This window comes from Corynebacterium sp. HMSC066C02, assembly GCF_001814945.1.
In the GTDB taxonomy this organism is placed as follows: Bacteria; Actinomycetota; Actinomycetes; order Mycobacteriales; family Mycobacteriaceae; genus Corynebacterium; species Corynebacterium aurimucosum.
This window is the reverse complement of sequence record NZ_KV818446.1, coordinates 33667-47371: the sequence shown is the minus strand read 5'-3', so window position 1 is coordinate 47371 and position 13705 is coordinate 33667. Positions and strand designations below refer to the sequence as shown.

Annotated in this window: 11 protein-coding genes and 1 pseudogene; 11 read left to right on the top strand and 1 reads right to left on the bottom strand. The window is 60.8% G+C overall.

The annotated features are described in order from the left end of the window. From HMPREF2996_RS04095 to HMPREF2996_RS04085, 3 genes and pseudogenes are all read left to right on the top strand, one after another. Positions 1-467 (top strand): annotated as a pseudogene (locus HMPREF2996_RS04095) (lyase family protein); the annotation flags it as partial. 299 nt (positions 468-766) lie between these two features. Further along, positions 767-2074, top strand: a complete 1308-nt coding sequence (locus HMPREF2996_RS04090; RefSeq protein WP_070730242.1) for an anaerobic C4-dicarboxylate transporter — start codon at positions 767-769, stop codon at positions 2072-2074. A 62-nt stretch (positions 2075-2136) separates the two neighbouring features. Beyond that, positions 2137-3804, top strand: a complete 1668-nt coding sequence (locus HMPREF2996_RS04085) for a formate--tetrahydrofolate ligase (RefSeq protein WP_070730239.1) — start codon at positions 2137-2139, stop codon at positions 3802-3804. Positions 3805-3844: 40 nt separating this feature from the next. Here the strand turns inward: HMPREF2996_RS04085 and HMPREF2996_RS04080 are convergent, their stop codons facing one another. After that, positions 3845-4639, bottom strand: coding sequence for a RecB family exonuclease (locus HMPREF2996_RS04080; protein WP_070730237.1), 795 nt, complete (start codon positions 4637-4639; stop codon positions 3845-3847). A 76-nt stretch (positions 4640-4715) separates the two neighbouring features. Between HMPREF2996_RS04080 and HMPREF2996_RS04075 the strand changes: the two genes are divergently transcribed. Genes HMPREF2996_RS04075 through HMPREF2996_RS04040 form a run of 8 tightly spaced genes read left to right on the top strand, consistent with a single transcriptional unit; the run spans position 4716 to position 13703 of the window. Continuing rightward, positions 4716-5978 (top strand): M18 family aminopeptidase, encoded by a 1263-nt coding sequence (locus HMPREF2996_RS04075; RefSeq protein ID WP_070730235.1) that lies wholly within the window; start codon positions 4716-4718, stop codon positions 5976-5978. A 38-nt stretch (positions 5979-6016) separates the two neighbouring features. Then, on the top strand, positions 6017-6853 hold the full coding sequence (locus HMPREF2996_RS04070) for a tRNA (adenine-N1)-methyltransferase (protein ID WP_010186638.1): 837 nt from the start codon (positions 6017-6019) through the stop codon (positions 6851-6853). Positions 6854-6897: 44 nt separating this feature from the next. Next, positions 6898-8472 (top strand): proteasome ATPase, encoded by a 1575-nt coding sequence (arc, locus tag HMPREF2996_RS04065; protein WP_070730234.1) that lies wholly within the window; start codon positions 6898-6900, stop codon positions 8470-8472. Then, positions 8469-10013 (top strand): depupylase/deamidase Dop, encoded by a 1545-nt coding sequence (gene dop, locus HMPREF2996_RS04060; protein WP_070730232.1) that lies wholly within the window; start codon positions 8469-8471, stop codon positions 10011-10013. The genes arc and dop overlap by 4 nt, the downstream gene beginning before the upstream one ends. 35 nt (positions 10014-10048) lie before the next feature. After that, entirely contained in the window at positions 10049-10240 is a 192-nt protein-coding gene (locus tag HMPREF2996_RS04055) for a ubiquitin-like protein Pup (RefSeq protein WP_070446620.1), read from the top strand. A 47-nt stretch (positions 10241-10287) separates the two neighbouring features. Then, positions 10288-11670 (top strand): Pup--protein ligase, encoded by a 1383-nt coding sequence (pafA, locus tag HMPREF2996_RS04050; protein ID WP_070446621.1) that lies wholly within the window; start codon positions 10288-10290, stop codon positions 11668-11670. Between the two features lie 31 nt (positions 11671-11701). Next, positions 11702-12745 (top strand): helix-turn-helix transcriptional regulator, encoded by a 1044-nt coding sequence (locus HMPREF2996_RS04045; RefSeq protein ID WP_070643564.1) that lies wholly within the window; start codon positions 11702-11704, stop codon positions 12743-12745. Next, entirely contained in the window at positions 12738-13703 is a 966-nt protein-coding gene (locus HMPREF2996_RS04040) for a helix-turn-helix transcriptional regulator (RefSeq protein WP_070730230.1), read from the top strand. Before HMPREF2996_RS04045 ends, HMPREF2996_RS04040 begins: the two co-directional genes overlap by 8 nt. Positions 13704-13705 lie beyond the last annotated feature (2 nt).

Here is a 13705-nt window from a genome sequence, read left to right as displayed (position 1 = left end):
CCTCCATCATGCCGGGTAAGGTCAACCCGGTTATCCCGGAGGTTGTTAACCAGGTCTGCTTCAAGATCTTCGGTAATGACCACGTGGTCACCATGGCGGCTGAGGCTGGCCAGCTGCAGCTCAACGTCATGGAGCCGGTCATCGGTGAGGCACTGTTCCAGTCCATCCGCATTATGGGCAACGCCGTCGATACCCTGCGCGAGAAGTGCGTCACGGGCATCACCGCAAACGCTGATGTGTGCCGCGCTTACGTGGAGAACTCCATTGGTATCGTCACTTACCTGAACCCGTTCATCGGCCACCACAACGGTGACATGATTGCTAAGGAGTCCCTCAAGACCGGCAAGGGAGTCAAGGACCTAGTTCTGGAGAAGGGCCTGCTCGACGAAGAGACTCTCAACAAGGTTCTGTCTGTAGAGAACCTCATGCACCCAGAATTCCGCGGTCAGCTCTACATCGACGAATAAAGCTGTGCCACAGCACTAGCGTATAGAAACGCTGATGCTGCACGCCACGCGCCCGCGCTACCTTCAACGAGGCAGCGCGGGCGCGTCGTTTTCTTTTAGTGGCTGTCCATCTCTCAAGCCCCTCGGCCCTCCTTCGAGCGAAGGGGGTGTGTAAACGGACACAATCGGGCCTGGAATCTCGCTAATGCCACATAAGTAGGGCAGAATAGAGACTGTCAGTTCTCGCGCCCAGGTCGTGTGCGGACCGTCGCGCGATTCACCCCATACTGCAGATCACCTGCACATATTGGAGTTACATAATGGTTGTTGTGCACATCATTATCGTCCTCGCGGCGATTTATCTCGGTGCCCGAATTGGTTCGATCGGCATTGGCATGGCCGGCGGCTTGGGTGTCCTGCTTCTCGGCCTGAGCGGCGTTCCCGTTACACGCGAAGACATTCCTTTCGATGTCATCGGCATCATCATGACTGTTATCGCGGCCATTGCTGCTATGCAACGCGCCGGCGGCATGGACTATCTGGTCTACCTCGCCGAGAAATTCCTTCGCAAGAATCCTAAGAAGATCACGTTCTATGCCCCTGTCGTGACCTGGCTTATGACCGTTCTGGCGGGTACCGGCCACACGGCATTTTCTACGCTTCCCGTCATCGTTGAGGTGGCCAAGGAAGGCAAGGTTCGCCCATCCCGTCCGCTGTCTATCTCTGTGGTGGCCTCACAAATGGCCATCTGTGCCTCGCCCATTTCCGCCGCCGTGGTGTTGCTAGCCTCCCTCTTGGAGCCGATGAACGTGGGCTACTTGCAGATCCTCGCTGTGCTCATTCCGGCGACATTTCTCTCCATTTTCCCTGCCGCGTGGATTGCCAACCGCTCCGGCGCGGAGCTAGAAGATGATCCCGTATACCAGGAGCGCAAGGCCCAAGGCCTGGTAAAGATGCCGCAGGGCTCCCACAATTACAGCCCGGTACAGGGCGCTAAGACCTCCGTCATCATCTTCCTCGTTGCCATCGTCATCGTTATGCTGTGGGCCACCCTGACATCTTCTCAGGTGGGACTCATCGAAGAGCCGACTCTGCCCCGCAATGAAGCCATCATGACGGTGATGCTCACTGCTGCAACCCTTATCGTGATGATCACCAAGATCTCCGCTGGCGACGTACTTAATACGCCAGTGTTCAAGTCGGGCATGTCCGCCTGTATCTGTGTGCTTGGTGTGGCCTGGTTGGGCACCACGCTCATTAACCACTACATGGAGGACATTCAGGCCATCTCCGGCTCCGTCATCGAATCCGCCCCTTGGCTGCTGGCCGTCGTGCTCTTCTTTGCTGCGGCGCTGCTGTACTCGCAAGCCGCGACCACCAAGGCTCTCATGCCGGCTGCTCTGGCCCTCGGCGTCAACCCACTGACCGCTGTGGCTGCCTTCCCTGCGGTATCCGCTCTGTTCATCCTGCCGACCTACCCGACCCTGTTGGCAGCCGTTGAGATGGATGACACCGGCTCGACCCGCATCGGCAAAGCTGTCTTCAATCACCCGTTCATCATCCCCGGCACCGTCAGCATCGCCTTGTCTGTCCTCCTGTGCTACGCCTTCGGTGCGGTCCTGCTTTAGCATCATCGAGAAATTATCTAATGTTGCTCAAGAGGCTTCTTTAGAGCGCTAAGCTGGTGGGCATGACTACGCAACCTTCTGATGTTGACATTGCCCAAGCCCACCAGCTCGAACCCATCACAGATATTGCCGCCCGCGCTGGAATCCCAGCGCCCGCCCTCATCCCTTATGGGCAGAACAAAGCCAAGGTGGATATCACCCAGGTTGGGGATGCCCCCGCCGATGGAAAGCTGGTACTCGTCACTGGCGTCTCTCCGACACCAGCCGGCGAGGGAAAGTCCACCGTACTTATCGGTTTGACCGATGCCCTCACACAGCTTGGCAAGAAGGCAATCGTCGCGCTTCGCGAACCTTCTCAAGGCCCCGTCATGGGCATCAAGGGCGGCGCTGCCGGCGGCGGCTACTCGCAGGTTGTGCCGATGGAGGACATCAACCTTCATTTCACCGGTGACTTCCACGCTATCGCCGCGGCCACCAACACCTTGGCCGCCATCATCGATAACCACATCCACCAAGGCAACGCCCTCAGCATCGATCCGCGCCGCATCACCTGGCAGCGCTGCGTTGACGTCAATGACCGCGCTCTGCGCAACGTCGTCACCGGTCTTGGCGGCCCAGCGCACGGAGTGCCGGGGGAGACCGGATTCACCATTACTGCGGCGTCGGAAATCATGGCCATCCTCGGTCTCGCTACCGATTTGGCAGACCTGAAGAAACGCCTCGGTGATATCACTGTGGGCTACACCTATGACCAGCAACCGGTAACCGCCCGCGACTTGGGCGCAGAGGGCGCACTCACCGCCCTGATGCACGATGCGCTGAACCCCAACCTAGTCCAGACCCTGGGCGGTACGCCGGCTTTCGTCCACGGCGGTCCTTTCGCCAACATCGCTCATGGCTGCAACACACTGTTGGCCACCCAAACTGCTATGCGCTTCGGCGATATCGTCCTCACGGAAGCAGGTTTCGGGGCGGACCTCGGTGGCGAGAAATTCATGGACATCAAGTCCCGCTTTGGTGAGCTTGATGTCGCCGGCGCGGTCGTCGTGGCAACGATCCGCTCCCAGAAGTACAACGGCGGGCAGCCGCGCGAGGAGCTCACCACGGAGAACCTGGAAGCCCTGAAGAAGGGCGTGGTCAACCTCGAGCGCCACGTGGAGAACCTGCGAAAGTTCGGGCTTCAGCCAGTGGTCGCTCTCAACCTCTTTGGGAGCGATACCGAGGCCGAGCGCGAGTTCATGCGTCAGTGGGCGGCCGACTTCGACGTGGCTCTTGAAGAAGCAGAGGTGTGGGCGAAGGGTGGTGCAGGGGCGACTGCGCTGGCTGAGCGCCTTCTGGACAACCTCTCCCAAGGCTCCTCCCGCCAGCTCTACGACCCCGCTGAAGGAATTGAGAGCTCCATCGACACTATCGCCAAGGAAATCTACCGCGCCGAGCGGGTGGAGTATTCTTCCAAGGCTCTCAAGGACTTGAAGTACATCAAGGACAATGGTTGGGAGCAGTTCCCAGTCGTCATTTCCAAGACCCAGTACTCCTTCTCGGATGATCCGAGCCAGCTCGGCGCTCCGGAAGGCCACGTCCTCCACGTCCGCGAACTGCAGCCGCGCACCGGCGCTGGTTTCATCGTTGCCTTAACCGGTGATGTCATGACCATGCCGGGCCTGCCAAAGAAGCCCGCAGCGAACAACATCGACGTTGCCGCTGACGGTTCCATCTCTGGGTTGTTCTAAGCCGCGGCACGGTCTTACGCAGCGCGACGGTCTACGAGGCCTAGTCGGGCCACCCGGGATACTCGGGTGGCGTACCGCCAAAAGCCGGGCAGAGGTCTTGGAACGAGCACCAACCACACAGCTTTGACGTCTTCGGCCTGAAATCTCCGGCCTTGCCATCGCCTTCGATTTTGGCCCAGAGCTCGCCTAGGTCACGCTCGAAGTACTCGAGCTCTTCTGGCCCAGGCGTGAGGAACATCGAATCCAAGACCTTGAGGTACATCAGCCGCAGCTGCGTGGGGATGGTGCCGAGAAGCCGCCAGTACACCAGCGCGTAGAAATTCATTTGGAATTGCGCGTCCTGGGAATACCGGGGAAGCGGCTTCTTTCCCGTCTTATAGTCCACCACGCGCACCTCGCCAGTGGGGGCAACGTCTACGCGGTCGATGAACCCGCGGACAGGCACACCGTTTGGCAAGACGGTATCGACGTACATCTCGCACTCGTGGGCGTCGAAACCTTGGGGGTTTTCCATCTGGAAGTAGCCCTTGATGAGCTGGCGTGCTTCGACGAAGAAATCCAGCTCCTCGGGCTCGGGTACCAATTCACGCAGCTCCGGATCGGAGTCGAGCATCACCGCCCATTCCGGCTTGATCATCTTCACCGCGGCCGGGTACTCACGTTGCTCACGGGGTAGCTGGTGCATCTTCTCCAGCACAGCGTGGACCAGCGTTCCCTTGACCTGGGCTTTTGTCTTAGGTTCAGGCAGCTTGTCAATGGCCCGGAAGCGATAGAGCAGAGGGCATTGCTTGTAATCGGAGGCACGGGAAGGGGAGAGGGCTAGTCTTTTCGGCATAATGTTCCTCAGCCTAGCGCATAGGCAACCTCGTTCCCGCCCGCATCTCCCGACGGTCCGTGGCAAGCTAGTAGGCATGAGCACTACGCAAGATTTTCTCGATTTCATCGCCGCCAGTCCCTCCTCTTATCACGCGGCTGAGGAGGTAGCGCGCGCACTCGTTGATGCGGGTTTTAGCCGCCAAGACGAGTCTGCCGAATGGTCGGCTGCACCAGGCGGTCACGTCATGGTCCGGGGAGGTGCGGTCATGGCATGGTTCGTCCCCGAAGGTGCTAGCCCGGATTCGGGTTTCCGGATTATCGGCTCCCATACTGATTCGCCCGGTCTTGCTCTCAAGCCCACTCCGGATTTCGATTCCGCCGGATGGCAGCAAGTAGCCGTGGAAGTTTATGGCGGAGTCCTTCTCCACAGCTGGTTTGATCGCGAGCTCAACGTCGGTGGTCAAGTCGTCCTGCGTGATGGCACCCGCCACTTGGTCAACACCGGCCCGCTGCTTCGTCTTCCCTCGCTGGCGATTCACCTCTACCGCAAGGATGAGTTCAAGCCGGATCGCCAGCGCCACATGCAGCCAGTGCTCTCCGTGGGCACTCCGGAAACGTCGGTGATGGGGGTCGTCGGCAAGCAGCTAGGCGTCGCCCCGGAAGATATCGCTTCCTTCAACCTCATTACCGCCGATGCCCAGCGCGGTGAGGTCTTTGGCGCCGGCGAAAAGCTCATCGCTGCTGGACGCATGGATAACCTCTCTTCCGTTCACGCCTCTCTGAGGGCTCTTCTCGCCGCCGCGCACAACGCCGATGCCATGAAGCACAAGGACATCCTCGTCATGGCGGCCTTTGATCATGAGGAGGTGGGCTCCTCCTCGCGTTATGGCGCGGGTGGCCCGATTCTGGGTGATATTTTGACCCGCACCGCACGGGCGCTCGGGGCGAACGAGGAGCAGCGCTTCCAGATGTTCACGCGCTCCAGTTGCGTGTCTGCCGATGCCGCCCACTCTGTACACCCCAACTACGCGGAGAAGCATGATCCCACGCACCACCCGATCATCGGCCAGGGACCTGTAACCAAGATTAACGGCAACCAGCGCTACGCCTCCGACGCTCACACCGTGGCCCTGTGGGAATCCGCCTGCCGCCGTGCGGACGTTCCGGTCCAGCGATTCGTGGGAAATAACGACGTGCCCTGTGGCTCCACCATCGGACCGATTTCCGCCACCCGTTTGGGCATCCCCACCGTCGACGTGGGAGTCCCAATGCTGTCCATGCACTCGGCCCGCGAGCTGGTGGGCGAGCGCGACCAACTATGGCTTGGTAACGCCCTTGAGGCATACTTGGTGGGTTAATCCTTGCCACCTTCAACTATGTGAAAGGTTCCCACGCCATGGCTTATTCCGGCCCCTTCCGCTACGGCGACCGCGTGCAGCTCACCGATGCCAAGCGGCGTCACTACACCATCGTCCTCGAGGAGGGAGGCCAGTTCCATTCGCACAAGGGCATCATCAACCACGATGATGTCGTCGGCATGGATGAAGGCTCCGTCATCGATTCGACTCTGGGTAGCTCCTTCCTCCTGTTCCGCCATCTCATGGTGGACCATGTCCTGTCGATGCCACGGGGTGCCGCGGTGATCTATCCCAAAGACTCCGCGCAGATTCTGGTCGAAGGCGATATCTTCATGGGCGCGCGCGTGCTCGAGGCCGGCGCCGGTTCCGGCGCGCTCTCGATGACGCTGTTGCGCGCCGTGGGGCCGGAAGGCCACGTTTTCTCCTATGAGGTGCGCGATGACCACTTGGAATACGCCGTGGATAACGTCACCGAATACTTCGGTAAACAGCCCGAATGGTGGAGTCCCCGCCTTGGGGACTTGGCCGATGTCACCGTCGAGGAGCTGGGCGGCCCCGTGGACCGCGTCATCCTAGACATGCTCGAGCCCTGGGAGCACCTTGAGAAGGTACGCGACATCCTCATCCCGGGCGGCGTTTTCATGACCTATGTGGCCACCGTGCCGCAGCTGATGAAGGTCATGGAGGGCATCCGCGAGCTCAAGTGCTTTACGGAGCCGCGGGCCTGGGAGTCCCTCGTGCGTGAATGGAAGGTGGAAGGTTTGGCCACCCGCCCGGAGCATCGCATGAACGCGCACACCGCGTTTCTGATCTGGACGCGCCGGCTTGCCGACGGCGTCACTCCACCCCGCCCGCAGCGCCGCGCGCGAAAATAAGCCCCGAGGTTAAACGTGGCGCACTGCGCGCTAGGGTGGACTCTATGAACGATGCCACTCATTCCCAGGAACTTGGCCAGCAGCGTCGCCAGATAGAGCAGCTCGCTGAACGCAATGCCAAGCTTGCTGCCCTGTTGAAGGATGCGCGCACGAAGCTTCAGCAGATGCTCGCGGAGGTTGACGCCCTTGCGGAGCCTGCCTCCACATACGGTGTCTTTCTGGGCTATTCCGGGCGCGCGCATGATTCACGCCGTGACGCCGAAGTTTATACCAATGGCCGAGCCATGCGGGTCAAGATTTCGCCGAACCTGGAGCCCGGCTCCCTGAAAGTAGGGCAGCAGGTGCGCTTGGGCGAGGGCTTCGTCGTCGTGGAGGCCTGCGCCCCGGTAAATACGGGCGCGCTGGCGACGATCCAAGAACGTCTCGGCACCGACCGCGCCGTGGTCATCAATTCCTCTGGTGAAGAGCAGGTTGTTCTCCTCGCTGCAGCGTTGCGGGATACCGTGCGCGCCGGCGATACCCTCTTGGTTGAGCCCAAATCTGGTGTAGCCACCGAACGCGTGCACAAGACTGAGGTAGCACAGCTCACGCTGGAGGAAGTTCCTGACGTCTCCTACGAGGACATCGGCGGTTTGGATGAACAGATCTCCCTCATCCGTGACTCCGTCGAGCTGCCTTTCCTGCACCCGGAGCTCTACCGCCAGTACGATCTCCAGCCGCCCAAGGGCGTACTGCTCTACGGCCCGCCGGGCTGCGGCAAAACGCTTATCGCCAAGGCGGTGGCGCATTCACTGTCCGCGTCGCTGGGAGCTAGTGCCCCCAGCTACTTCCTCAATGTAAAGGGCCCAGAACTGCTCAACAAGTTCGTGGGCGAGACTGAGCGCCGCATCCGCCTCATCTTCGAGCGCGCCCGCGAGCTAGCCTCCGAGTCCACCGAGGATGGCAGCCAGCGCCCGGTCATCATCTTCTTCGATGAGATGGAGTCCATCTTCCGCACCCGTGGTTCCGGCGTGTCCTCCGATATGGAAACCACCGTCGTCCCGCAGCTGTTGACGGAGCTGGACGGTGTGGAAAAGCTCAGCAACGTCATCGTCATCGGTGCTACCAACCGTGAGGAACTCATCGACCCCGCCATCATGCGCCCGGGGCGCCTCGACATCAAGATCCGCGTCAACCGCCCGACCAAACAGGGCGCACGCGAAATTTTCGCCCGTCACTTCCCGGAGTCCGTCCCCCACGAGGGCGATCTTTCACAGCTCATCGATACCGCGGTGGACGCTCTCTACGCCGAGCGGCCCTTTGTCACTCTGCACTTCGCTAACGCGGATCCGCGCGTGCTGCACTACCGGGACTTCGTGTCTGGCGCTATGATTGCCAACATCGTCTCCCGTGCCAAGAAGCTAGCGATTAAGGAAGCGTTGGACGCAACAAACTCTGCTGGGGGAGCGCAGCCCGCAGGCATCACCGCCGCGCACCTGCACCAGGCCATCGCGGCCGAGCAGGCAGAATCTGAATACGTACCGACTTCTGCCAACCCGGAGGAGTGGGCGAAGATCGTCGCCGGTACCTCCGCTGGCGCGCATGTCACCGGGGTCGAATTGATGGGAGTACAACCGTGAGCCGTGTTCTAGGAACCGAAACTGAATATGGGATCTCCACGCCGTCCAACCCGGCGTTATCACCGATTGTGACCTCCACCCATGCTGTTGTGGCTTATGCCGCCCTGCATACCGGTGCGCGCTCCCGCTGGGATTTTCGGGAGGAGCACCCACTGCGCGATAGCCGCGGCTTCGATCTCAAGCGCTACCACACGGTGCCCGTGGTGGACCCGAATGCCTTGGGTGTGGCCAACGTGGTGACCGCTAATGGCGCGCGTTTCTACGTCGATCACGCCCATCCGGAGTACTCCTCGCCGGAGTGCACGAATGCCTGGGATGCCATGCTTTACGACGCCTCCGGCGACCTGATCCTTCGTCGCGCAGGGGAGGCCGTAGCATCGCTGACCGCTCAGGGCACGTCCGTGTTGGCCACGCATGATCCCTGCCCACCGCTGAAGTTCTACAAGAACAACGTGGACGGTAAGGGGGCTTCCTATGGCAGCCACGAAAACTACCAGTACTCCAGGGATACTGACTTCGATGACATTGCCCAGGGATTGATTCCTTTCTTCGTCGCTCGCCAGGTGGTCACCGGTGCCGGACGCGTGGGATTGGGTGCTGATGGTGAAGAACCTGGTTTCCAGATCTCACAACGCGCGGACTATATCGAGCAGGAGATCTCCCTGGAAACCACCCTCAACCGCGGCATCATCAACACCCGTGATGAACCACATGCGGTCGCCGAGGACTTCGGTCGCCTGCACGTCATCATCGGTGATGCCACGATGTCCCATACCTCGACGCTGCTCAAGCTGGGCATGACCTCGCTGGTACTCGATGCCATCGAGAGCGGCGTGGACTTTAGTGACCTGCGCCTAGCAGAGCCGGTGGAGGAGGTGCAGCGGGTGAGCCGCGACCTCACTGTGACTCATAAGCTGGCGCTTCGCGACGGCCGCCACCTCACCGCCCTCGACATCCTCGCCGTCTACCGGGAGAGGGTCACCGCCACCACTGAGGCGGATGAAAAGGTGCTCGCCGCCTGGGATGAGGTTGTCGCGCTTTTGGCTGATAATCCGCTCAAGGCCGCCCACCTGCTGGATTGGGTGGCCAAGTATCGCTTGATTAAAGGCTACCTTGACCGCGGCGTCGCGGCCGATGATCCGAAGCTGGCTCTGATCGATTTGCAGTACACAGACATCGACCCCGCAAAATCCCTTTACCATGCGCTCGTGCGCAAGGGACAGATGCGCACCCTGGTCAGTGAGGAAGAGATCGCAGCGGCAGCAGAGACGCCGCCCAGCGACACCCGCGCCTACCTGCGCGGCCACGCTACCCGAAAGTTCGGGGAGGATGTCCTGGCTGCGTCCTGGCAGTCACTGACCTTCCGCATCGGTGAGGCCGAGGGAGCCAACTCTGGAACCGCCTGCGTGGCGCTCGACGACACCACAAGACTCGGGCAAGACGAGGTGGGCGCTCTACTGGAATCTGCGGGCAGTGCCGCCGACTTCGTTGATAGTTTGCGCCAGCTCGGGGTGCGAATCGAGTACCCTACACTGTATTAGCGCAGCATTCTCCACTCGCGAAAGGAGCTCTCACCATGAGCGGACAGCAGTCCCAGATTAATGCCGGTGGCGGTAACGGGCAGGGAGGTGATTCCTCGGAATTCGATGCCGGACAAGTCAGCATCAACAGCGCGGGTACCGATGATCTTCTCGATGAGATTGACGGCCTCCTGGAATCCAACGCCGAGGAGTTTGTGCGCTCCTACGTCCAAAAGGGCGGCGAATAAAGGTGGAGCAGCCCTCCGGTAGCGCCCCCGTTTATGCACGGCGGATTATGGGCATCGAAACCGAGTACGGCATCACTGCGAGCGCAAGCGATGGACAGCGGGTGATGTCCCCGGATGAGATCGCCCGCGTACTTTTCCGGCCCATCGTGTCGACGTACTCCTCCTCGAATATCTTTAGCCCCAACGCCTCCCGCCTCTACCTCGACGTCGGCTCCCACCCGGAGATCGCTACCGCCGAGTGCGATAGCCTGAGCCAGCTCATTGCCTATGAGCGCGCCGGCGATGCCATGGTCAACCGCATGGCCGTGCAGGCGGAGGAAGCCCTAGCGGACGAGGGGGAGAAGCGCGCCGTCTATCTGTTCAAGAACAACGTCGATTCTGCGGGCAATTCCTACGGCTGCCACGAGAACTACCTCATCGGCCGCCACGTGGTGCTCAAGGACCTCGGCAAAGCTCTCCTGCCATTCATGATCACCCGGCAGCTCATCTGTGGCGCGGGGATGATTAGACCTGCTAAGGGTGAGGAACCGGCGCGTTTCGTGCTCTCACAGCGTGCCGACCAAGTCTGGGAAGGTGTGTCCTCCGCGACGACTCGCTCGCGGCCCATCATCAATACCCGCGATGAACCACACGGGGATTCGAAGCGTTTCCGTCGCATGCACGTTATCGTCGGCGACTCCAATATGGCTGAGCCCACGATGGCCGTCAAAGTTGGCTCCACGCTGCTCATGCTGGAGATGCTGGAGGCCGGTTTTGAGGTGCCGAACCTCTCGGTTCTCGAACCTATTCAACACATCCGCGCCATCGCGCTCGACCCGACCGGTCGCACCCAGCTCCCGCTTGAGGGAGGCGGCAGCACCACCGCGCTCGCCGTGCAGCAAGAGCTCTGTACCGCCGCTGAGCGTTGGCTGGAACACCGCGAGGACACAGGCACGCCAACGGCTGAGCTGGCCCGTGTCGTGGACTTGTGGAAGCGCACCCTCCAGGCCATTGAGACTCAGGATTTCTCCGGTGTTGACCGCGAGATCGACTGGGTCATCAAGCGCAGCCTGCTAAACCGCTACCGCGAGCGCCTGGGCGGGGATTGGTCGCACCCCAAGCTGGCACAGATTGACCTGACCTACCACGACATCCGTCCCGGCCGTGGCCTCTACAGCGTATTGGAGCAGCGCGGCATGGTGAAGCGCTGGATCGACGATGCTGCAATCGATGCTGCCGTCGACACCGCCCCGCGAACCACCCGTGCCAAGCTGCGCGGGGAGTTTCTCGCTGTTGCCCGCGAGCTCGATGCCGCGGTAACGGTGGATTGGACGCGGATGAAGGTCAACCGGCCTGAGCCAATGACCGAGGAATTCTCCGACCCCTTTGTGTCCGAGGACCCGCGCCTAGATGGGTTGTTAGACTACATGCGTTCGCACCCAGGCTCGTAGAGCCGTAGAGCTGATCAAGGAACCTGCCACTATGCCTTCAGCAGATCGCACTGCAGCCCGGACGCCGGTCAGAGACCGCGCTATCGAAAGGCTCACCAACCTCACCTTTGCGCTGCATGGCGCCGCGCACCAAGGCGGGGTTCCTGACCGCAGCGCAGCCTGGATTCGCAGCCACGTCGAGGGCTACCAGTCTCGCAGCGACGAGGCTTTTCAGAAACAACTTTCCCGCGACATTGTGACCCTGCAGCGCGCTGGTGTTCCGGTAGTGCATAGCAGTGGGGCAGAAGGTTCGCTGTACCGGCTCGATCCCGAAAGCTACCAGCTACCTCCCGTCGATTTCACGCCACAGGAGGCCATGGTGTTGGGCGTAGCCGGCGGCATTGGCACACCGGGAGGCTTAAGCGATTTCAGCTTGTCCGCGTGGACCAAGCTGGCTGCCTCGGGCGCCTCCCGCGACTTGAGCGGAGCGCCCGTCTACACCGCTGTCAACGACGTGACCAGGCTGAGTCCAGAGCTCGTCACCGCGGTGATTACCGCCGTGCGTGCAGGGCTGCGCATATCCTTTGATTATTACGCTACGCCCTCTGCCGAAGCAGTTCGCCGCCACATGGATCCATGGGGGCTGGTCAACCACCGCGATCGCGTCTACCTTGTCGGCTGGGACGTGGACCGCCAGGCACCTCGGACTTTCCGTGCCACCCGCGTGGATAACGTCAAGCGTTCGCGTCATGCAGCCACGCACCTCGAGCCCACCGCACCACTGCAAGATCTCGTTGTGGAGGCACTAGACCGTGGCGATACCGTGGACGCTCTCCTTGACGTACCAGAGGGGCAAGCTGTCGAGCTTGTCGACGCCGGACGCAGGCGCGAGGACAACCTCGTAGAACTCACCGCCGTGCGGCGGGATTGGCTGGTGCGCACCGCTGCTGGTTATGCACCAGATGTTGTGGTGATCGAACCGCCAGAAGTGCGTGCCGACATCATCGCACTCTTAAATGTCGGTGGGAACGATACAGCGACAACGGCAACCACGGTTAAGACCACGGAGTTTAGGGAGGAGGCCCGCCATGGCTGATCAGCCCCGCAAGCTGCAATCGCTGGTTCGCTCCCTCAACCTCATCCCGTACCTGCGTAAGCACCCGGGGTTGACCCCTATGGAGGCAGCGGAGGATTTGGGGATGACCCCGGTGGAGCTCAAGGACGCCATCGACCGGCTCTTCTGCTCCGGGGTGGGCCGCAATACCGAAGACCTCATCGACTTAAGCTTTAGCTACCGCGATGGCATCGAGATTTACAACGACCAAGGCCTCACCCAGGCACTGCGTCTGACCCCCACCGAAGCTGGTGCACTATTGCTCACCCTTGAGTCTTTAGAAGCGATGCCGGGGCTTGTCGACGTCTCCGCGGTCCATTCCGCCGCCGCCAAGCTGCGCGGAATCATGGATGAAAAGACCGCCGCCATCTATGACTCCCTGGCCACGATTGATCCCGAAGAATCGCAGGTACAAGCAGCACTAGCGGGGGCCGTCGACAAGCGCCAGCAAGTGCGTTTTACCTACTGGAGTATGTCCTCCAACCGGACCAGCGAGCGTACCGTGCATCCGGCCCGCATCTTCATCGTGGATGGCGAGCCCTACCTCGTGGCATGGGATGACTCAGTGGGGGAGCACCGCACCTTCCGCCTCGACCGCATGAATGATGTCGAGGTACTCGAAGCTTCCGCTACCCCGCACGTACGAGAGCTGGATTTCAACCCAGACTCACCCTTTGGTCTAGATCACACTCTTGTTGCGGAGCTGGAGATTAACCAAGAATTCACCTGGCTAGCAGAACACTACGACATCACTCTAGGCGAAAAACTTGAAAATGGGTTCATAGCTGCGCAGATGCCCGTCGGATCCGAGACATGGTTTAGTCGTTTCGCCCTCGGGCAAGCTGACCGTTTGCGGGTCGTGGGACCCCAGAAGCTTGTCGAGGCCATTTCGGAGCATAGAAATCGGGCGCTGGAGCGTTATACTCAACTGCCAGACTAAGA

Coding starts and splice junctions, on each gene's coding strand:
- HMPREF2996_RS04040 (WP_070730230.1), top strand. CDS start 12,738: ATGGCTGATCAGCCCCGCAAGCTGCAATCGCTGGTTCGCTCCCTCAAC.
- HMPREF2996_RS04080 (WP_070730237.1), bottom strand. CDS start 4,639: ATGCCGAAAAGACTAGCCCTCTCCCCTTCCCGTGCCTCCGATTACAAG.
- HMPREF2996_RS04055 (WP_070446620.1), top strand. CDS start 10,049: ATGAGCGGACAGCAGTCCCAGATTAATGCCGGTGGCGGTAACGGGCAG.
- HMPREF2996_RS04045 (WP_070643564.1), top strand. CDS start 11,702: ATGCCTTCAGCAGATCGCACTGCAGCCCGGACGCCGGTCAGAGACCGC.
- arc (WP_070730234.1), top strand. CDS start 6,898: ATGAACGATGCCACTCATTCCCAGGAACTTGGCCAGCAGCGTCGCCAG.
- HMPREF2996_RS04090 (WP_070730242.1), top strand. CDS start 767: ATGGTTGTTGTGCACATCATTATCGTCCTCGCGGCGATTTATCTCGGT.
- pafA (WP_070446621.1), top strand. CDS start 10,288: ATGGGCATCGAAACCGAGTACGGCATCACTGCGAGCGCAAGCGATGGA.
- HMPREF2996_RS04085 (WP_070730239.1), top strand. CDS start 2,137: ATGACTACGCAACCTTCTGATGTTGACATTGCCCAAGCCCACCAGCTC.
- HMPREF2996_RS04075 (WP_070730235.1), top strand. CDS start 4,716: ATGAGCACTACGCAAGATTTTCTCGATTTCATCGCCGCCAGTCCCTCC.
- HMPREF2996_RS04070 (WP_010186638.1), top strand. CDS start 6,017: ATGGCTTATTCCGGCCCCTTCCGCTACGGCGACCGCGTGCAGCTCACC.